At 70.5% G+C, this 19,726-nt stretch carries 15 protein-coding genes; 10 read left to right on the forward strand and 5 right to left on the reverse strand.

The genetic code is table 11. The features are described 5' to 3' along the window. Positions 1-5: 5 nt before the first annotated feature. Positions 6-2,510: a PAS domain-containing sensor histidine kinase gene (locus WAE60_RS23010; protein ID WP_197026742.1), complete on the reverse strand. Its 2,505-nt coding sequence runs from the start codon at positions 2,508-2,510 to the stop codon at positions 6-8. A gap of 204 nt (positions 2,511-2,714) precedes the next feature. Then, entirely contained in the window at positions 2,715-5,306 is a 2,592-nt protein-coding gene (gene pepN / locus WAE60_RS23015) for an aminopeptidase N (protein WP_337689074.1), read from the reverse strand. Between the two features lie 97 nt (positions 5,307-5,403). Between pepN and WAE60_RS23020 the strand changes: the two genes are divergently transcribed. After that, a complete protein-coding gene (locus tag WAE60_RS23020) occupies positions 5,404-5,931 on the forward strand; it encodes a hypothetical protein (protein WP_051695957.1) in 528 nt (175 codons plus the stop codon). Positions 5,932-5,998: 67 nt separating this feature from the next. Beyond that, positions 5,999-6,907 carry a type II CAAX endopeptidase family protein gene (locus WAE60_RS23025; protein WP_051695958.1) on the forward strand — a complete coding sequence of 303 codons (909 nt, stop codon included), beginning with the start codon at positions 5,999-6,001 and terminating at the stop codon, positions 6,905-6,907. Positions 6,908-7,678: 771 nt separating this feature from the next. Here the strand turns inward: WAE60_RS23025 and WAE60_RS23030 are convergent. Next, the gene (locus WAE60_RS23030; RefSeq protein ID WP_029915509.1) at positions 7,679-8,248 is read right to left on the reverse strand and encodes a hypothetical protein; all 570 of its coding nucleotides are present in this window, start codon (positions 8,246-8,248) and stop codon (positions 7,679-7,681) included. Between the two features lie 138 nt (positions 8,249-8,386). On the opposite strand from WAE60_RS23030, the gene WAE60_RS23035 reads away from it, so the two are divergent. The 8 genes from WAE60_RS23035 (at position 8,387) to WAE60_RS23070 (ending at position 16,850) form a co-directional block, all read left to right on the forward strand. Beyond that, a complete protein-coding gene (locus WAE60_RS23035) occupies positions 8,387-9,502 on the forward strand; it encodes an acyl-CoA dehydrogenase family protein (RefSeq protein ID WP_029915511.1) in 1,116 nt (371 codons plus the stop codon). 14 nt (positions 9,503-9,516) lie between these two features. Beyond that, positions 9,517-10,740: an acyl-CoA dehydrogenase family protein gene (locus WAE60_RS23040; protein ID WP_337689075.1), complete on the forward strand. Its 1,224-nt coding sequence runs from the start codon at positions 9,517-9,519 to the stop codon at positions 10,738-10,740. 79 nt (positions 10,741-10,819) lie between these two features. Continuing rightward, the gene (locus WAE60_RS23045; RefSeq protein ID WP_337689076.1) at positions 10,820-12,529 is read left to right on the forward strand and encodes a phospholipase D-like domain-containing protein; all 1,710 of its coding nucleotides are present in this window, start codon (positions 10,820-10,822) and stop codon (positions 12,527-12,529) included. A gap of 25 nt (positions 12,530-12,554) precedes the next feature. Next, positions 12,555-13,019, forward strand: a complete 465-nt coding sequence (locus WAE60_RS23050) for a hypothetical protein (RefSeq protein WP_337689077.1) — start codon at positions 12,555-12,557, stop codon at positions 13,017-13,019. Between the two features lie 216 nt (positions 13,020-13,235). Then, the gene (locus WAE60_RS23055) at positions 13,236-14,747 is read left to right on the forward strand and encodes a tetratricopeptide repeat protein (RefSeq protein WP_337689078.1); all 1,512 of its coding nucleotides are present in this window, start codon (positions 13,236-13,238) and stop codon (positions 14,745-14,747) included. Beyond that, a complete protein-coding gene (locus WAE60_RS23060) occupies positions 14,744-16,165 on the forward strand; it encodes a hypothetical protein (protein ID WP_029915521.1) in 1,422 nt (473 codons plus the stop codon). Before WAE60_RS23055 ends, WAE60_RS23060 begins: the two co-directional genes overlap by 4 nt. Next, positions 16,162-16,695, forward strand: coding sequence for a hypothetical protein (locus WAE60_RS23065; RefSeq protein WP_337689079.1), 534 nt, complete (start codon positions 16,162-16,164; stop codon positions 16,693-16,695). The genes WAE60_RS23060 and WAE60_RS23065 overlap by 4 nt, the downstream gene beginning before the upstream one ends. After that, positions 16,689-16,850 (forward strand): hypothetical protein, encoded by a 162-nt coding sequence (locus tag WAE60_RS23070; RefSeq protein WP_156035845.1) that lies wholly within the window; start codon positions 16,689-16,691, stop codon positions 16,848-16,850. Before WAE60_RS23065 ends, WAE60_RS23070 begins: the two co-directional genes overlap by 7 nt. Before the next feature lie 180 nt (positions 16,851-17,030). Here WAE60_RS23070 and WAE60_RS23075 read toward each other — a convergent pair whose 3' ends face one another. Next, positions 17,031-18,674: an amidase gene (locus tag WAE60_RS23075; protein ID WP_337689080.1), complete on the reverse strand. Its 1,644-nt coding sequence runs from the start codon at positions 18,672-18,674 to the stop codon at positions 17,031-17,033. Positions 18,675-18,700: 26 nt separating this feature from the next. Further along, positions 18,701-19,498: a thioesterase family protein gene (locus WAE60_RS23080; RefSeq protein WP_337689081.1), complete on the reverse strand. Its 798-nt coding sequence runs from the start codon at positions 19,496-19,498 to the stop codon at positions 18,701-18,703. Positions 19,499-19,726 lie beyond the last annotated feature (228 nt).

Consider the following 19,726-nt stretch of genomic DNA (forward strand, 5'->3'; position numbering starts at 1 on the left):
GGGGGTCAGGCCGCCGCGAAGTCGCGCAGGGACGACAGGCCGCTCTGGTTGATCGGCAGGACGAAGCTGACCGTGGTGCCTTCGCCGGGGGTGGAGGTCATTTCCAGCGCGCCGTCGTGCATCTCGACCAGCGACTTGGTCAGGGCCAGGCCCAGGCCGGTGCCCTGGGTGGTCTTGGAGTGCTGGCTCTCGACCTGCTCGAAGGGCTTGGCCAGGCGGGCCAGGTCCTCCGGCGCGATGCCGATTCCGGTGTCGGTGACCGAGACCTTCACGCGCTCGCCCAGCGGGTCGCGGCGCACCTCGGCGCGGACCGTGACGCGGCCGGCGCGGGGCGTGAACTTGATGGCGTTGGACAGCAGGTTCAGCAGCACCTGCTTGACCGCGCGGTAGTCGGCCTCGACCTCGGGCAGGGGCGGGAAGTCGATCTCCAGCTTCAGGCCGGCGGACTCGGCGCGGTTGCGCACCAGGCGCACGGCGTCCTCGGTGACGTCCTCGAGGTTCAGCGGCTCGAACTTCAGGTTCATCTTGCCGGCCTCGATCTTCGACATGTCCAGGATGTCGTTGATCAGGGCCAGCAGGTGCTGGCCGGAATTGTGGATGTCGAGGCTGTAGCCCTTGTAGCGCTGGTCGCCCAGCGGGCCAAACATCTCGTTCATCATGATCTCGGAGAAGCCGTTGATGGCGTTCAGCGGCGTGCGCAGCTCGTGGGACATGTTGGCCAGGAACTCGCTCTTGGCCTTGTTGGCGCCCTCGGCCTTGACCTTCTCCATCTCGTACTTGCGCGCCAGCTCGGCCAGCTGCTCCTGGCTGCGCTCCAGGCCGGTGACGGCGTACTGCAGCTGCTCCTCGTTGAGGCGGCGGGCCTCTTCCTGGTTCTTGATGGCGGTGATGTCGGCGGCGGTCATCACCAGGCCGCCCTCGGCCGTGCGGCGCTCGCTGATCTGGATCCAGCGGCCGTCGTTCAGCTCGGCCTCGCGCACGCCCTTGGCCCCGTCGGGGGCGGGCTGGTCGTGCTTGATGGCCAGGGCCGCGAAGCGGTTGACCTCGTGGCGCGGCGCGCCCGGCTTCAGCAGCTTGGGCTCCAGGTTGAAGACGTTGCGGTAGTTGCGGTTGCACATCAGCAGCCGGCCCTGGCGATCCCAGAGCACGAAGGCCTCCGACACGCTCTCGATGGCGTCGCGCAGGCGGTTCTCGGCGGCCTGGGCGCGAGCCTGGGCCAGGCGTTCCTCGGTGACGTCCAGGGCCACGCCGATGATCCGCGAATAGCCGTCCTCGCCGGGCTTGCCGAAGCCCTGGCCGCGGGCGTCGATCCAGATGGCGCGGCCGCCGTCGCGCGAGGGCACGCGGAACGACACGTCGAACGCGCCGTAGGTGGCGGCGTTGGCCAGGGCCTGGCGGACCTTGTCGCGATGGTCGACCGAGACGCGGTCCAGCAGCTCCTGCCCCGGCACAACCCCGCCGCCGCCCCAGCCGAACATCGCGCCGGTCACGTCGGACATGAAGACCTGGTCGCCGCTCAGCTCCCACTCCCAGATGCCGCAGCGGGCGGCCTCGACGGCCAGGCGGAAGCGCTGCTCGCTGTCGACGAACTCCTGCTGGGCGGTCTCGACCCGGCGGCTCTGCAGCATCAGCATCAGGGCCAGGGCGATGCCGACGGCCAGCGGGGCCAGCAGCGAGAAGGCCCCCTCCATGACCTGGCGGTCGATATTGGCCACGGTGCGCGGCTTGGCGGCGGCGGCGGCCAGCAGGTCGCCCTGGGCCAGGGGCTGGATGGCGACGTCCAGGGCCTGGCCGTCGACCGCCTGGCCGCGCAGGGCCGCCGCGCCGTCGCCGACGTCGTCGATCGACAGCGAGAAGGCCTCGCGCAGGGTGCTCGCGCCCTGGATCGGACGGCCGCCCCCGGCCAGGATGCGGCCGTCGGACAGCATCAGGGCGGCGGCCGCGCCCTTGGCGGGTTCGGCGATCAGGCGGGTGGGGTCGCTGGAGGCGATGACGAAGCCGCGCCCGCCGGCGACCGGCGTGGCCACGGCGACATAGAGGCGGCCGGCCGCGCCGCCGCCGATCCACAGGCTGCGGCCCGAGCCGCCAGCCGTGCGGGCCACGGTCTTCCAGTCCGCCGAGGCGTCGCGGCCCGCGACCGCCAGGACGTCGGCCGGACCGACCACGGCCACGGCCATGGCCTCGCCGCCGGCGGCGCGCAGGGCGGTCTCGGCCGCCTCGATCGGGTTGTTGGGGTCGCGCTGCAGCAGGTCGGCGGCGGCCGACAGGCCGGCGCGCTGGGCGGCGAGGTTGGTCTCGGCGGCGGCGGCCACCAGCTTGGCCTGGACGGCCAGGGTCGCGCCGCCGGGCGGGGCGTTGGCCTCGTCCTTCAGCCGGTTGACGCCGAAGGCGGTGTAGACCGCCAGCAGCAGCAGGGCGGCCAGGATGGCCAGGCGCACGTAGGCCTGGGACGGCGACCGCGCGGCGCGGGAGCGGGCCGCGCCCGCCGCCGAAAGACCGGCCCCCGCCAGCCTCCCGGTTCTCGCCCCGCCACGCTCCAACGCCCAATGCTCCAGAAAGCCTCCGGCGAGTCACTTCGCCGACATGGTGAATCTACCGCAGGCGGAAGGGGCGCGTCACCGCCGAACCGTGGTTTTGACAAGGCATGAGCCCTTTAGTCGCAACCGGTCCGCCGGAGAATCGCCCCAGGCTCGCCGCAGCGGGACGCGAAGGCCTCAGTCCAGGGCGCGGGAGACCAGCTCCAGCACGTTCTTCGACAGGCCTTCGTGTCCCCGGATGCGCTCCAGTTGCTCGCGCATCAGGGCGCCCAGAGCGGGGACGTAGCGCCGCCAGGCCCCCAGAGGCTCGACCAGCCGGGCCGCCGTCATCGGGTTGAAGCCGTCCACCGCCAGGATCTGGTCGGCCAGGAAGCGATAGCCGTCCCCGCTCCCGTCGTGGAAACGGGCGGGGTTGCCGCTGGCGAAGCCCTGGACCAGGGCCCGCAGGCGGTTGGGGTTGCCGGCGTCGAAGTCGGGATGGGCGGTCAGGGCCAGGATGCGGCCGATGGCGCCGTCGCCCGGATCGCGGGCCTGGGCGGCGAACCACTTGTCCAGCACCAGCGGCTCGTGCCGCCACTGGGCGTGGAAGGCGGCCAGGGCCTTCTCGGCGGGCGCGCCGCCGATCGTCACCAGGGCCGACAGCCCGCCCATGGCGTCGGTCATGTTGGCCGCGCTCTCGAAGTGGCCGACCACGCGCTCGACATTGACCGCGTGCGGGTCGGCCGCCAGCAGGTCGCAGCAGGCGTTGCGCAGGGCGCGCTTGCCGGCCGCCCGGGCGTCGGGCGAGAACTCGCCGCCGCTCTGCAGGTCGCCGTGCAGCCGCCGCAGCAGGTCGCCCAGGTGGACGGCGATGACGGTCTTGAGGTGGTCGCGCGCCGCGTGGATCGCGGCCGGATCGACGGGCTCGACCGCCAGGCTGAGGTCGCCCTCGGTGGGCAGGGCCAGCAGCAGGGCCTTGAACGCCGGGTCCGAGGCGTCGTCGACCAGGGCCTTGCCCAGGGCGTCGGCGTAGCGCTCCTCGCCGACCTCGTCCGGCGTTCCGGCGGCGCGGCCCAGGATCAGCTCGCGGGCCAGGGTCTGGCCGGCTTCCCAGCGGTTGAACAGGTCGGGATCGGCGGCGAACTGGACGTAGCGGTCGACGGCGCGGGTGTCGGCGGTCAGGTTCACCGGGGCCGAGAAGCCGCGCAGGGCCGAGACCACCGGGGCGCGGTCCACGCCCTCCCAGCGCACGGTCTTGGACGCCGCGTCCAGCAGCACCACCTCGCTGTCGCGCAGCACCGCGCCGTCGCCGTCCAGCAGGCCGATGGTCACCGGCACGGGCAGGGGACGCTTGGTCGGCTGGCCGTTGGTCGGGGCGGTGGACTGGGCGAGGGTGATCTCCAGCGCCTTGGCGGCCGCGTCATAGGCGTGGGTCAGCGACACCGCCGGGGTCCCGGCCTGTTCGTACCAGGCGAAGAAGTCGCTCATGTCGCGGCCCGAGGCGTCGGCGAAGCAGGCGATGAAGGCCTCGACCGTGGTCGCCTCGCCGTCGTGGCGCTCGAAATAGAGGTCCAGGCTCTTGCGGAAGGTCGCCGCGCCCAGGATCGTCTTCAGCATACGGATGAGCTCGGAGCCCTTCTCGTAGATCGTGGCCGTGTAGAAGTTGTCGATCTTCAGATAGCTGTTGGGGCGCACAGGGTGGGCCAGGGGACCGGCGTCCTCGGCGAACTGGCGGGCGCGCAGGGCCTTGACGTCCTTGATCCGCTGGACGGCCTCGCCGCGCATGTCGGCGCTGAAGCTCTGGTCGCGGAAGACCGTCAGGCCCTCCTTCAGGCACAGCTGGAACCAGTCGCGGCAGGTGATCCGGTTGCCGGTCCAGTTGTGGAAGTACTCGTGGGCCACGACGCTTTCGATGCGCTCGTAGTCCATGTCGGTGGCGGTCTCGGGCTGGGCCAGCAGCAGGCTGCTGTTGAAGATGTTCAGCCCCTTGTTCTCCATGGCCCCGAAGTTGAAGTCGCGCACGGCGACGATCATGAACAGGTCCAGGTCGTATTCGCGGCCGAACGCCTCCTCGTCCCATTTCATCGAACGCTTCAGGGCGTCCAGGGCGTAGGCGGCGCGCGGGGCCTGGCCAGGATCGACGAACACCTTCAGGGCCACGGTGCGGCCGCTCATGGTGACGAAGCTGTCCTCCAGCACGTCCAGCTCGCCGGCCACCAGGGCGAACAGATAGGCCGGCTTGGGGAAGGGGTCGTTCCAGACGGCGAAGTGGCGGCCGCCGGGGAGTTCGCCCGACTCCAGCAGGTTGCCGTTGCTCAGCAGGTGGGCGAAGGCCTTGTCGGCCTCGATCCGCGCCGTGAAGCGGCTCAGCACGTCCGGGCGGTCGGGGAAGAAGGTGATGGTCCGGAAGCCCTCGGCCTCGCACTGGGTGCAGAACCGGCCGCCGGACATGTACAGGCCCATCAGCGCCTTGTTGGCCGACGGATCGATCTCGACCTCGGTGGTCAGGACGAAGCTGTCCGGGACCTGGTGGATCGTCAGGCCTTCGCCGTCGAGGCGGTATTCGTTGGCGCTGAGCGCCTGGCCGTCGATGGCCGCCGAGATCAGCTTCAGCCGCTCGCCGTTCAGGAACAGCGGCTCGCCCGCCGCGCCGCTACGTTTGATCGCCAGCGTCGCCTTGACCCGCGTCGCGCTGGGCTCCAGCCGGAACTCCAGGGCGGTGGTCTCGATCGTGAACGGGAACGGGCGGTAGTCCGACAGGCGGACGGGCTGGGGCGTGTCTGTGCGCATGCGGTCAATGTAGGCAAGGACGTGGGACGGGGCGAGGGCGCACTTGACCCGATCGTCGATTTGTCCGCGTGTGCCGCCATCGATCCGGGGATGGTCCATGAGCGTGCGGGAATGCGGCGCGTGCGGTCAGTGCTGCAAGCTGATCGGCGTGCGCGAGCTGGAGAAGGCGCCGCATGTCTGGTGCCGCTACTACAAGCGCGACAAGGGCTGCGGGATCTACGAGGTCCGGCCCCGGGGCTGCGCCGACTTCGCCTGCGACTGGCTGCTGGACGAGCGGCTGGACGAAGCCTGGCGGCCCGACCGCAGCGGCTTCGTGCTGCACGCGGGGCAGGGCGGGCGGACCGTCAATGTCGAGCTCGATCCCAGCCAGCCGACCGCCTGGCGGCGCGCGCCGTTCGAGGCCACCCTGCGCGGCTGGGCCGCCGCGGGGGCGGCCGACGGGCTGGAGGTGCTGATCTGGGTGGGGCGGCGCTGCTGGCGACTGACGCCGACGGGCGGCGAGGTCGACCTGGGCGTCGTGCGGCCGGTGGTCGAGTTCACCACCCACGGACGCCTGCGCCGGCCGGGTTCGGGCCGTGACTGGCCCCCGGCGGCGGAGGCGGCGGCGACGGACGGCCAAGCCTGAACAGTTCTTCACTTGAACCCGGACGCGAACCCGCCAAGGCTTCGGGCTCGTTCCGGGGAGCCGTTTCATGTCGCATACAGAAGTTTCGCCGTCGGTCGCCGGGCTGGAGATCGGCTCGCGTCGCGTCCTGCATCCCGGGCCGCTGCGCTGGCTGCGGTCGCTGGGCTGGGGGGCGGCGCTGTTCGTCCTGTTCGGCTTCATCTACGGCCTCCTGGCCTTCCTCACCTCGCCCGACCGGGCCTTCATGGCCCCGGCGCCGGGCGCCCTGCTCACGGCCGTGGTCAGCATCGCCGCCCTGGGCCTCTACGCGCTCCTGACCAAGGGGGCGGAGGCGCGCTGGCCCGGCGAACTGGCGCTGAAGCAGGCCGCCTGGGAACTGCTGGTCGGCGTCGGGCTGGGCGTGGCGATGATGGTCGTGGTGGTCGGGGCGCTGGTGTTCTCCGGCCTCTACGAGATCACCGGACCGCGCGCGGCGTCGCCTTGGGAGATGATCGGCGTCGCCGTCTCCTCGGGCAGCTTCGAGGAGCTGATGTTCCGGGCGATCCTGCTGCGGCTGCTGATGCGCGCCTTCGGGGCGTGGCCCGCCCTGGCGGTCTCGGCGGCGTTCTTCGGCCTGGCGCACCTGGGCAACCCCAACGCCAGCCCGATCGCGGCCGTCGCCATCGCGGTGGAGGCGGGCCTGATGCTGGCCTCGTTCTACCTGCTGACCGGCCGGCTGTGGATCTCCATCGGCGTGCACGGGGCCTGGAACTTCACCCAGGGCTGGATCTTCGGCGCGCGGGTGTCGGGCCTGCCGGTCAAGCAGAGCCTCTATCTCAGCCAGCCCAAGGCGGGCGCGCCCGACTGGCTGAGCGGCGGTCCCTTCGGGCCGGAGGCCTCGGTCCCGGCCATGGTGGTGGGCACCGCCGTGGCGGTGGCGGTGCTGTACTGGGCGTGGAAGCGGGGCAACTTCAAGCCGGCGCCCGACGCGGCCTAGAGCCGCCCGGGGACATGCCCTTGGGCGTGTCCCCACCAAGAACCCCGTCCCTCCCCCTTGCGGGGAGGGTGGCCCGCGTAGCGGGTCGGGTGGGGGATCGGTGCAGGGTGTCGGCCGGGGCTTTTCGCTGAGTCAGCAAACCCCACCCGACCCTGGCTCCGCCAGGGCCACCCTCCCCACAAAAGGGAGGGAAGGGCCATCTATCCTCGGCTGATAGCGAATGAAGGTCAGCGTTTTCAAGGTCTTGAACTTTTTCGACCGAACTTATCCTCACCCTTCCAGGCGCCCGTATCTTGATGTGACCTGAAGGCGGGGGAGGGCGCACGTACGGCGACCGATGCGGCTTTCGGGGGCGATCGAGCGGGAAGCTCTGTCGGTGTTCTCTTCGGAGGACAACCCTGTCCATCTGGTGCCGGCCGGGCCTCGAAAATAAACGGCGTTGGATGGGGGCCGACTTGGCGGCAGGCGGGCGGTGACGCGCTCGCGGTCCGGGACTGGAGGCGTTGCTCCGGCCCCGCCCGTCGGAGGCCTCAAGGCGGCGAGGCCCTAACAGGGCTCAGCGTCGCGGGCTTTCGGATAACGGTCGCGCGAAGCGTCTGAACTTCGTCGAAATGGTATTCAAAACTGCAAATCATCCGGGCGAGGCCCGGGCGCTTCGCACCCTTCCCATCACCCGCCGGGCTTCCCGGCCGGGGACATGCGCTCGCGCGTGTCCCCATCAGCCTCCACGGAGCCAAGGCCCGGGACACGCCCGAGGGCATGTCCCCGGCTTCAGCCCGCCTCGACGACGCCCGGCGCGGCTTCGGCCGCGGCCGGCACTTCGTGGAGCGCCCGTTCGATCGCCGAGGCGCGCTGGGCCAGGGCCACCAGGGCCGGCGGGGCGTCCTCGGGGCTGTCGGCGGCCAGCTCGACCAGCTGGCGGGCCAGGGCGTGCAGTTGCGGCGCGGCGGCGATCAGCCGGGCCTGGAACTCGATCTTGCGCGGGTCGCGATCATACTCGGCGCCCGGCGTGCGCCAGCCGCCCCAGTCGTTGGGATCGGTGACCACCACCGGATAGGTGCCGGGGTAGGGGTGGTGCAGGCAGTCGCTCTCCTGCTGCCACTTGTTGCGGGCCCGCAGGATGCGCCAGTTGGCGGTGGCCGCGGCGCCGGCTTCGTCGATGCGGTCTTCCGGCTTCAGCTCGCTGGCCTGGAACTCGCGGCCCAGGCCGACGTCGTAGGTGACGCGCACGGGTTCGTCGAAGCCCTTGGCCCAGACCGGCACGATCTTCTCGATCGTGGCCCAGGCGCCGACGCTCTCGACCCACACCTTCTGGTTCCGCTGGAAGACGGTCTTGGCCACGCACACGTTCTCTCTCAGTTCGGGGCCGCCATAAGAACCTGAAATCCTTGACGCGAGGTCAATCTTTCCCTCGGACGAACGATCGTTCATCGTGCTTTCCGACGCCGCCGGCAGAGCGGTCCAAGGGAGGAAATCCACGTGGATTTCGACTATTCGGACGATCAGAAGTTCCTCAAGGACGAGGCGCGCAAGTTCCTCGCCGCCCGCTGTCCGTCGACCGTGGTGCGCGGCGTGCTCGACGATCCGGCCAGGAGCTACGACGACGGCCTGTGGGCCGCCGTGGCCGAGCAGGGCTGGCTGGGGGCGGCCATTCCCGAGGAGTACAACGGCCTGGGCCTGGGGCGGGTGGAGCTGTGCGCCATCGCCGAGGAGCTGGGCCGCGCGGTGGCGCCGATCCCCTTCGCCTCCACCGTCTACATCCTGGCCGAGGCCGTGATGGCCCACGGCAGCGACGCCCAGAAGGCCGCCGTCCTGCCGCGCATCGCCGCCGGCGAGCTGATCGGCTGCCTGGCGACCTCGGAAGGTCCCGGCGTGGTCACCCCGTCTTCGCTGCAGGCCAGGGTCGAGGGCGGCAAGCTGTCGGGCGTCAAGATCCCGGTCACCGACGGCGACGCGGCCGGCATGGCCCTGGTGCTGGCCAACGAGGGCGGGCGTCCCGGCCTGTTCCTGGTCGACCTGAAGGCCAGCGGCGTCAAGGTCGAGACCCTGCAGAGCCTGGACCCGACGCGCGGCGTGGCCCGCCTGACCTTCGAGGGCGCCAGCGCCGACCGGCTGGGCGAGCCGGGGCAGGGCTTCGAGCTGGTCCAGGCGATCCTGGATCGCGCCGCCGTGCTGCTGGCCTTCGAACAGCTGGGCGGGGCCGACCGCTGCCTGGAGATGGCCAAGGAATACGCCCTGGGCCGCTACGCCTTCGGCCGGACGATCGCCGGCTACCAGGCGATCAAGCACAAGCTGGCCGACATGTACGTCAAGAACGAGGTCGCCCGTTCCAACGCCTATTACGGGGCCTGGGCTCTGAATGTGGACGCGCCGGAGTTGCCGACGGCCGCCGCCGCCGCCCGCATCGCCGCTTCGGACGCCTTCTGGTTCGCCAGCAAGGAAAGCGTTCAGGTGCACGGCGGCATGGGCTTCACCTGGGACGTCGACTGCCACCTCTACTACCGCCGCTCGCGGCAGCTGAGCCTGGTGGCTGGATCGCCGAAGCTCTGGAAGGAGCGGCTGGTGAGCGAACTCGAGAAGAAGAACGCGGCTTAAGGGACCTGAAGATCATGGATTTCAACGACTCCCCCGAAGAAGCCGCCTATCGCGAGAAGGCCCGCGCTTGGCTGGCCGAGAACGCCGCCGCCCATCGCGCCGAGCACGGCGATCCCAAGCCGACCACGCCCGAGCACATGGCGGCCGGCAAGGCCTGGCAGGCCCGCAAGGCCGCGGCCGGCTACGCCTGCATCACCTGGCCCGCGGCCATCGGCGGGGGCGGCGGCACGCCGATCCAGTCGGTGATCTTCGGCCAGGAAGAGGCCAAGGCCGGCGTCTCGTACGGCTACTTCACCATCGGCCTGGGCATGTGCGTGCCCACGGTAATGGCCTTCTCCGACGACGCCACCAAGCAGCGTTTCGTCTCGCCGGCCGTGAAGGGCGAGGAGATCTGGTGCCAGCTGTTCTCGGAACCCGCCGGCGGCTCGGACGTGGCGGCGCTGCGGACCCGGGCGGTGAAGGACGGTGACGACTGGGTGATCAACGGCCAGAAGGTCTGGACCACCGGCGCCCACTATTGCGACTACGGCATCCTGCTGGTCCGGACCGATCCCGACGTGCCCAAGCACAAGGGCCTGACCATGTTCTGGATCGACATGCGCGACGCCGCGGTCGAGTGCCGGCCGATCCACCAGATGTCGGGCGGCCGCGAGTTCAACGAGGTCTATTTCACCGACCTGCGGGTCAAGGACAGCCAGCGCCTCGGCGAGGTGGGGCAGGGCTGGCAGGTGGCCCTGGTCACCCTGATGAACGAGCGCCTGGCCGTCGGCGGCTCGGCCGGTCCGGACTACCGCCAGGTGATGGAGCTGGCCCGGGGCCTGTCGGGCGCTAACGGCCCGGCCCTGAAGGACCAGGCGTTCCGCGAGAAGCTGGCCGACTGGTACGTCAACTCCCAGGGGCTGAAGTTCACCCGCTTCCGGACCATGACCGCCCTGTCGCGCGGCCAGACGCCGGGACCCGAAAGCTCGATCGGCAAGATCATCTCGGCCAACCAGCTGCAGGACCTGGCCAACACCGCCGTCGAGGCGCAGGGCGAGTACGGGATCCTGACCGACCCGGCCCTGGCCCCCATGGAGGCGGCGTTCCAGCAGAGCCTGATGTGGGCCCCGGGCCTGCGCATCGCCGGCGGCACGGACGAGATCCTCAAGAACATCATCGCCGAACGGGTCCTGGGCCTGCCCGGCGACGTGCGGGTCGACAAGGACGTGGCCTTCAAGGACATGCCGACCGGGCGGTGACCGGGGTTCGTCGAACATGACTCGCCTTTAAAGTGCGTCTCGTCCATCCTCCCGCGAAAGATCACGGGAAGGGTGGGCGATGCGCGCGAGAGCTTCGAAGGACGGTCTGACGGTCAGGATCATCGCGGGGACCCACGCCGTCCTGCTGGCGTTCGATCTGGCCGACGCACGGCGGACCGGCTGCCTGGGCTTTTCCATCGAACGCACCGACGTCGAGACGGGCGACCGCCGCTGGCTGCCCAATTCCCTGCGGTTCCTGAGCGACCCGCGCGCCGAACAGGTGACGACGGCCCGGGCGCCGCTGCAGAAGTTCCGCTGGGGCGACTACACCACCGAGCCGGGCCGGCTCTACCGCTACCGGGTGATCGCCCGCTATGGGACGCCCGCCGACATCATCGCCCAGGGCGTGCTGGCCGAGCGCCCCGGCGGCTTCGACGTGATCGCCGGCGGCGTGGCCCTGGAGCTGCGCACCGAGGATTGCCGCAACGAGGCCACCTCGGTCTTCTTCAACCGCGGCGCCGCGGCCAGCCAGGCCTATGTGAACCGGTTCGGCGACAACGATCCCGATGACATCCCCGACGCCCTGACCTGGCTGTCGCGCGGGCTGGAGGAGGCGATCGTCGCCTTCATCGCCAAGGCCGACGGGCCCGACTACGCCCTGCACGGCTGCATCTACGAATTCGAGAAGCCCACCCCGATCAAGGCGCTGATCCAGGCTCAGGGGCGCGGGGCCGAGGTGCACATCGTCTATCACGCCCGGGCCGGCGGCAACACGAAGGCCGAGAACCAGCACGCCATCGCCAGCCTGGGCGTCACCTTCGCCACCACGGCCCGCACCAAGGGCTCGGCGATCATGCACAACAAGTACCTGGTGCTGCTGAAGAAGGACGCGACGGGCGCCCTTAAGCCGATCGCGGTGTGGACCGGCGGCACCAACTGGACCGAAGGCGGCATCTACGGCCAGCTGAACGTCGGCCACGCGATCTACGACACGGCCGTGGCCGAACGCTACGAGGCCGGTTTCCAGGTCCTGACCCAGGACCTCAGTATCGACGAGACCCAGGCCAAGAACGACGTGATCACCCCCGTCCCGGCCTCGCGCGACACCCTGGCCCACGGGGCGACGCCGCTGTTCTCGCCGCAGAACGGCCTGTCGATGATCGACCTCTACGCCGACATCTGCAGAACGGCCAAGGTGCTGATGGTCAGCGCGCCTTTCGCCCTGCACGAGCGGATCCGCAACGTTCTAGGGACCCCGACCGACGGGGCCATGCGCTTCCTGCTGGCCGACAAGGAGGGCTCGTACGGCGAGAAGGGCAATATCGACAAGCTGAACGCCGACCCCGGCAACATGGCCGCCGTGGCCAAGCCCTTCGAGGGCCTGAAGCTGGCCGACTTCCAGAAGCGCAAGCTGGACCGCGATCGGCTGATGGTCGACGAGAGCTTCCACCACGCCGGCATCCACATCCATTCCAAGATCATCCTGGCCGACCCGTTCGGTCCGGATCCGGTGCTGGTCACGGGGTCGGCCAACTTCTCGACCAACTCGACCGTGGCCAACGATTCCAACGTGCTGGTCTTCCGCGGCGACACGGCGGTGGCCGACGTCTACGTGGCCGACTTCATGCGGATGTTCGAGCACTACTGGTTCCGCTCGCGCAAGGACGAGAAGCTTCAAGCCAACCAGGTCTTCGCCCTGAAGGACGACGACAGCTGGTCGGTGAAGTACTTCACGCCGGGCACTCGGGAGCAACGCGACCGGCTGTCCTTCCTGGGGATGAACACCTAGTCTGCGCGCTCTTCGCGGAGCGCACATGAGCCAGACATCCCGGTCGCGCGTGGCGGCCTTGCCGCCGGAAGCCTTCGGCCGTCGCCTGCTGGTCGATTGTCCGGCCTGCGCGGGCAGGGCGGTGATCCATGTCGGCGATCCCGGCGGCCGCCCCGTCGATTTCGCCGCCCGCCGTCTGGTCTGCGAGGACTGCGGGCTGACGCGGGACCAGCCGGAAACGCCGATGGGCGTGGTCGCCGATCCGTTCATGGGCCGACCGCCGCGCCTGCGGGCCGAGACGCGCCACGGGGCGCTCGTCGCCTGGAACGAGGACCATCTCGACTACCTGGAGCGCTATTTGGCCGGCGCGCTGCGCGAGGAGACTCCGGCGCCGGACGGCGGGGTCCGCAACGCCTCGATCGTCTCGCGCCTGCCGGCCTGGGCCAAGGCGGCCAAGAATCGCGACGAGGTGCTCAAGGCCATCGCCAGGGTCCGCCGCGAGCGGCTTTGACCGCCTGCCGGATCGGCCGGCCGGACTTGACCCAAAGTCTCGCGAAAACAAGCGTGACCATGACTGAAAACCTAGGGATTCCCCTGAGGCGGGAATCCTTCTGTGGGCACTTTCATGACGGTCTCGCGAACGACGTTCCATGAGCTTGACAGTCCTTACGGCCAAGCACATGAGTGACTTGTAGAACATGGTTAACGCGCGTGCTGAGGGGGAGCGATGCACGAGACCAGCAATGCTGTTTCTCCTCTCGCCGCCCTCAAGCGTGGGCTGGCGTATCTGGTCGATCATCGGGCCACGCTGATCCGTCGCGTGCCGGTGGCGGCTGTTGTCGCCGTCGTGGTGATTCCGCTCGTCGGATGCGACACGGGACCCAGCTTCCTGTTCCACAAGCGCGCCAGCGCCTGCCCTCGGCCCCAGGCCGCGCAAGGGGTTTCCGGCCAGTTCAATCAGCAGCAGCAGGAAATCCGCTCGCTTCGCCAGGGCGGATTCCGCGGCGATTTCTTCGCCCAGCTGGAGCTGGCCCGTCGCTACGAGGGCCAGCGCGCGGTCGACAAGAACCTGGAAGATCCGGTCGAGGCGGCGGTCTGGTACGCCATGGCCCTGGCCAATTCCGGCGGCTATTCGCCCATCGCGGCGTACGAGCGGCGCGGCGGCAAGGACCAGGGGCCGCTGTCCAGATTCGACGACTGCCGGGCCTTCGAGCGGCACGCCGCCTACGGCGCCCTGGACCGTCTTCTGTCGCGGATGTCGACCGAGGAACGCGAGAAGGTCCGCAACCGCGTGATCTACATACTTTCCACCCAGGGGGCCGACGGCTACCGGGCCCTGGCCCGCATGCACGACGGCTTCTTCGGGCCGTTCGGCGAGCCGTCCGACAACCCGCAGGCCATCGAGGCCTACGGCTCGGCCAAGCGCATGGGCGCCCCGGCCGCCCTGGACCTGTTCCGCCGCAACGACGTCGACGCCTATCTCTACAATTACCTGGCCGTGCAGACCGGCGACGTGTCGGCCTATGTGATGCTCAAGGACTTCGAGCGCTCGTCGCCGCAGCGGGCCTCGTACGGCGGCTTCGTCGAGACCAAGGCCAAGCGCTGGATCCCGCCCTACGAGTTCTATCCGCCGGAATCGCCCGACAGCGGCGTGCCGCATTCCGACGAGAGCGACCCGTCGGGCGACGCCAAGGAGGCGGCCCTGGCGCGGATGAACGAGCTGCCGTTCGTGCACATCGGCGAGGCCCTGGCCTATCTGCGGGTGATCCCGGCGCCGGTGCTGGACGAGCACATGCTCAGCGTCAACGACGCCCAGACCTTCCAGGCCATGATCGGCCGGCCGATCACCGGCCGCCTGTCGGGCATCGAGAAGGTGCGGGCCGTCCAGTACGCGGCGGTCAACGGCTCGTCCAAGGCCCAGCTGGTCCTGGCGGTCATGTACTCCGAGGGCGTGGGCGTGCCGCGCGACTACGCCCGGGCCTACCACTGGTACGAGGAGGCCGAACGCCAGGGGTCGGCCGAGGCCAAGTACGCCATGTCGACCTTCTTCTCGCTGGGCCTGCAGGGCGTGGCCGACCAGGACCGGGCCAAGGCCGTGGTCTACCAGCTGGACGGGGCCCTGGCCGGCTTCAAGCCGTCGGTCTGGCGCCTGCAGCAGCTGCTCTCCCAGGTCTCGCGGCCGCCGCGCGCCTCCGGCGAGTCGCGGCCGCCGCCCTATGCCGAAAGGGACTATCGATGATCCGCCCCCGCACGTTCGTCGCGGCCCTGGCGGCCTGGACCACCGTGGTCGGCGGGCTGGCGCTGGGCGTCGCGCCCGAGGCCGCCGTCGCGGGATCGCCCGACGCCAAGATCGACCAGCAGATCCGTCCGTGCTTCGGCCTCCTGCTGGAGCCGAACCTGTCCAAGGGCTGCGGAACCCGGCACTACCGCAAGCACAAGCCGCGCTACGGGTACGGCGATGGCGGCTACGGCCGGGGCGGCGGGCGCTATCACACCTTCGTCGACTGCGACCGGGCCTATCCGGGCGAGGTCAGCGACGCGCTGGAGCGGCTCTATGAGGGCGGCACCCTGACCCTGCGTTCGCGCGGCGGCGGGGCCTGCGTGGACTCGCTGAACATCACCCGTTCGGTGACCATCGAGGTCGACGGCTATGTCCCGTCGCGCGGCCGGCCGATCCTGGCCGCGGCGATCGACCAGCCCTGCATCCGCATCGCGCCGGGCGTGGGCTACGTGGTGATCGAGGGCGTGGGCATCGACGCCATGCGCGCCGGCTCCAATTCGTGCATCACCGGCCGCGCCACCGAGCTGGCCCTGAAGGACGTGGTCGTTCGCTACGACGGCGAGGGCTCGGCGCTGGACCTGAGCGACAGCCGCCTGGAGGTCGCCAACACCACCTTCATCGGCCGCACCCGCCAGGCGGTGGTCAAGGCGACCGGCACGGTCATGGCCGACAATGTCGAGGTCGCGGCCACCGCGATCGGCGCGGCGTTCGAGGCCGGCGACGACAGCCGCATCCGCGACATGCGCGTCGTCCGCCTGGGCGACTGGACCGGCTCCAGCCGCAGCCGCAACTCGGCCGGCTTCGTGCTGGCCGGCATGAACCGCTCGCAGCTGGTGCAGATCGAAGGCCTCTATGTCGACGGCTTCTCGCGCGGCATCTATGTGGGCGGCGGCGACGAGACGACCCTGCTGCGCCCCGTGGTCCGCGACGCCGACTGGGCGGTGGTGGTCGAGAACGCCGACGTGCGGGTGCTGGACGGCAAACTCGAAGCCACCGACGTGGGCGTCTACGCCGGCTCGGGCACGGTCTACGCCGCCGACAACGCCATCGCCGGGGTGATGCGCGCCGGCCTGTTCGCCGACAACGGCGCCCAGGTGCGGGCCCGCGACAACCGCGTCTACGCCAAGCCGGGCGGCTGCGAGGCCCTGATCACCGGCTATTTCGACGGCAAGCTGACCTGCCAGCCGTGGTTCGAGGGGCCGGAGCTGTTCCGCACGCCCCGCGACCGGGCCCGCCAGGACTTCGACGGCTACTGGCCCCAGGCGATCGTCACGGCCGACGTCGCCGCGCCCGCCCTGGCCGGCGGACCGGTCGGCCCGGGCTCGCCGCAGCCCTATGTCCCGTCCACTCCTCAGCAAGGGGGATCCCCGCGATGAGCAAGCTCGCCGTCGGCCTGATGGCCGCCCTGGTCGCCTCGACCAGCCTGGTCGGCGTCGCCTCGGCCCAGGACCGGGTCCTGGCCGGGACCGGTCCCGCCAGCCGCCCCATGCCCTGCGGCGCGCCCCTTACCGGCGAGGCGCCCGACGTCATGACCTATGATCGCGCCACCGGCACCCAGGTGTTCGTCGGCGGCAAGGGGCAGACCGAGGTCAGCGCGTTCAACCGCGACACCGGCTCGTCGGCCGCCCTGCGCGGCGACCTCAGCCGGCCCGGCGTCACCGAGTCCTGCGCCGTCGACCGCCTGTCGGGCGACGCCTATCGCGTCAATTCCAGCGGACCGGGCGACATGCAGGTCACCGGCCGCACCGGCGAGACCGGCGAACGCTGGGCGTTCCGGGCTCCGGACGGCTCGACGCAGTATTGGGACCCGCGCGGCGACAACCGCTGCTTCCGCGAAGGGCTGGGCCTCGGCGCGAACGGCGGCCTGGGCTCGGGTCCGCGCGGCGACGGACGTCCGGGATGCTGAGGACGACCCTGCTTCTGGGCGGCCTGGCCCTGGCCCTGTGCGGCTGCGGGCATCGCTACTATCCGCCCCCGCGCACGCCGCCGGTCCCGTCGCCCGACGTCTCCCGCGTGACGCCGCCCCCGCCGCCGATCGACAAGATCCGGCCGAAGGTCTGAACCTTGAACCCTCTCCCATGGGGAGAGGGAGCGACCCAAGCGAAGCTTGGGAGGGTGAGGGGGTTCTGAGTTGGCCGGCGTGCCGGCAGAGCGTTCGCGTTGAATCGGTGAGGGTGTAACCCCGCACCCTCCCAACCGCTTCGCGGCCGGGCCCCTCCCTCTCCCACGGGGAGAGGGCGTCTATGGCGCCACCGTCGGCAGGAATTTCGGGTCCTTGCGCCGGTGCGTCGCCTGTTCGTAGGCGTAGCCCAGGTTCAGCAGCCGCGCCTCGCTCCAGGCCGGGCCGATGAAGCTGAGCCCCACCGGCAGGCCGCCGACGGCGCCCATGGGCACGGTCAGGTGCGGATAGCCGGCCACGGCGGGCAGGGTGGTGGACGAGCCGCCGTAGTGGTCGCCGTTCAGCGGGTCGATGGTCCAGGCCGGGCCGGTGGTCGGGGCGACGATGGCGATCGCGCCCGTGTCCTTCAGGATCTTGTCGATGCCCTCGGGCCCCGCCAGGCGCTTGGCGTCGGCGGCGGCCTTGATGTACTCCGGATCGTCATAGCCCTTGGTGGCCTGGGCCTTCTCGAAGCTCTCCTGGCCGAACCACTCCATCTCCTTGGGCGTGGCCTTGTTGAAGGCGATTAGGTCCTCCAGCGTGCGGGTCTTGACCTTGGCCGGGTCGGTCGAGGCCAGGTAGGCGTTCAGGTCGACCTTGAGCTCGGTGTAGAGCACCACGCCCTCGGCCTTGCCGATTGGGCCCTCGTCGAAGTCCTTCACGTCCACCAGGGTCGCGCCCTGGGCCTTGAGGTCCTTCAGCGCCTGCTCGAACACCGCGTCCGTGCCCGGCGAATAACCGGTGTAGAAGCGTGCGACGGCCAGGGTCACGCCCTTCAGGGCGTCCTTCGACAAGCCCTTGGCGTAGTCGGTCTTGCGGGCGTCGGCCTCCTTGGTCGCCGGGTCGGCGGGGTCGGAGCCGGCGATGGCGGTCAGCACCAGGGCCGCGTCGGTGACCGTGCGGGTCATCGGGCCCGCGGTGTCCTGGCTGTGGCTGATCGGCACGATGTGGGTGCGCGAGACGAGGCCGACAGTGGGCTTGAGGCCGACCAGGCCGTTGATCGCGGCGGGGCAGGTGATCGAGCCGTCGGTCTCGGTGCCGATCGCCGCCGGGGCCAGGTACGCCGCCACCGCCGCGCCCGAACCGCTGGACGAGCCGCAGGCGCTGCGGTCCAGCACATACGGATTGCGCACCGTGCCGCCCACCGCGCTCCAGCCGCTGATCGAGTGGTTCGAGCGGATGTTGGCCCATTCCGACAGGTTGGTCTTGCCCAGGATCACCATGCCGGCGTCGGTCAGTCGCTTGACCAGCGGGGCGTCGCGGTTGGTGACATTGTCCTTCAGCGCCAGCGAGCCGGCGGTGGTGGCCGTGTCGTCGGCGCTTTCGATATTGTCCTTCAGCAGGATCGACACGCCGTGCAGCGGCCCCCGGACCTTGCCGGCCTGGCGCTCGGCGTCCAGCGCCCGGGCGTCGGCCAGGGCGTGCGGGTTCAGGGCGATGACGGCGTGGAGCTTGGAGTTGTGGATGTGATAGGCCCAGAGCAGGTACAGGACCTCGTCGTTCGCGGAGGACCTGCCGCGGCTCAGGCTGGCCTGCGTCTCGGTGATGGAGCCGCCGCGCGGCATGATGTCGAAGTCGCGTGGCCCCGCCAGGGCCTTGAGGAACTCGTCCGGCGTCTTGGCGTCCATGACGCTCGACTTTTGAGGGGCTGGGGCCGCCAGCGAAGGCGTCGCGCAGGACAGGAGCGCGGCCATCGCGCCGCCGATCAGCAAGGTCTTCCGAGTCACGCGTCGTCCCCCAACTTGGCCAGTCCTCAGATGAACACCGCCACGTTCTGCCGCGCAACGATCAACGGCGTTCCGGCGGCGTCCCACAGGTGCATCTCCTGGGTCGAATAGCCGTCGGCGATGGTCTCCGCCCGGCTGCGCAGCAGCCGCCATCCGTCGTCTTTCGCGTCCGGCAAGCCCACGATGTCGAGGGCCCAGGTCATGGTCGAGATCGGGCCGAAGGTCGGGAACAGGGTCATGGCCGGGGGCGGCGGGGTGTCGGCCAGGGCGACCAGGGCCGACAGCGAGCGGGCGGCCGGGTCGCGATGGCGGATCCACAGCAGATATTCCGGAGCCTCGCCCGACAGCGGCCGCGCCCCGCCGGCCATGCGCACCTCGAACTGGCCGGTGAAGTTGGGGCCGCCACGCTCGCCGGGGAAGAAGGGCTCGCAGGCCTGCGGCGGGGCCACGGTCGGGCGGGGGACTTCGCTGTAGGCCACCACCGACGCCCGGGCCGCGCCGAAGGTCAGCACGCCGTGCGTCGCCACGCCCTGTTCGCCCACAAGGTCGACGGCGACGAACAGGGTCGACTTGCCCTGGCGCAGCGGCTTGACCTGGATCGACAGCTCGCCCGCGGCCGGCCCGACGAAGGCGAACTGGGCCGAGCGCAGGGGCGGGGCGTCGGGAAAGGTCCGCTGGGCCGCCTCGACGCACAGCGCCGCGCTGAGCCCGCCATAGGTGGTGCGGCCCTGGCGCCAGTCGTCGGTGACATTGACCTTCATTGGGGCGGTGAAGCCGGTGTCGGCTGCGGTCATGGCGGCGAGGAGGTCGGTGTAGGAGGTCACGCTGTGGGCCTTGGATTGTTTCGCATGCGAAGGTTCGTTTTCTTTCGCTACGGAAGTCAAGGGCGGTGCGGCGAACACTTGCCCCCTACGGACCGCTTCGCGGTCGTCTTCCCCCGCAGGGGGAAGAGCGCTGGTGCGAAGGCTCCGCCCCCTACGGGGGCGGACAGGCGGCGAAGCCGCCAGGTGGGGGCAAGTCGGTGTGATCCCACGCCAATGGCTGTGAGCTGG

The organism is Caulobacter sp. CCG-8 (genome assembly GCF_037402475.1).
GTDB lineage: Bacteria > Pseudomonadota > Alphaproteobacteria > Caulobacterales > Caulobacteraceae > Caulobacter.

Coding starts and splice junctions, on each gene's coding strand:
- pepN (WP_337689074.1), bottom strand. CDS start 5,306: ATGCGCACAGACACGCCCCAGCCCGTCCGCCTGTCGGACTACCGCCCG.
- WAE60_RS23020 (WP_051695957.1), top strand. CDS start 5,404: ATGAGCGTGCGGGAATGCGGCGCGTGCGGTCAGTGCTGCAAGCTGATC.
- WAE60_RS23025 (WP_051695958.1), top strand. CDS start 5,999: ATGTCGCATACAGAAGTTTCGCCGTCGGTCGCCGGGCTGGAGATCGGC.
- WAE60_RS23040 (WP_337689075.1), top strand. CDS start 9,517: ATGGATTTCAACGACTCCCCCGAAGAAGCCGCCTATCGCGAGAAGGCC.
- WAE60_RS23045 (WP_337689076.1), top strand. CDS start 10,820: ATGCGCGCGAGAGCTTCGAAGGACGGTCTGACGGTCAGGATCATCGCG.
- WAE60_RS23050 (WP_337689077.1), top strand. CDS start 12,555: ATGAGCCAGACATCCCGGTCGCGCGTGGCGGCCTTGCCGCCGGAAGCC.
- WAE60_RS23055 (WP_337689078.1), top strand. CDS start 13,236: ATGCACGAGACCAGCAATGCTGTTTCTCCTCTCGCCGCCCTCAAGCGT.
- WAE60_RS23060 (WP_029915521.1), top strand. CDS start 14,744: ATGATCCGCCCCCGCACGTTCGTCGCGGCCCTGGCGGCCTGGACCACC.
- WAE60_RS23065 (WP_337689079.1), top strand. CDS start 16,162: ATGAGCAAGCTCGCCGTCGGCCTGATGGCCGCCCTGGTCGCCTCGACC.
- WAE60_RS23070 (WP_156035845.1), top strand. CDS start 16,689: ATGCTGAGGACGACCCTGCTTCTGGGCGGCCTGGCCCTGGCCCTGTGC.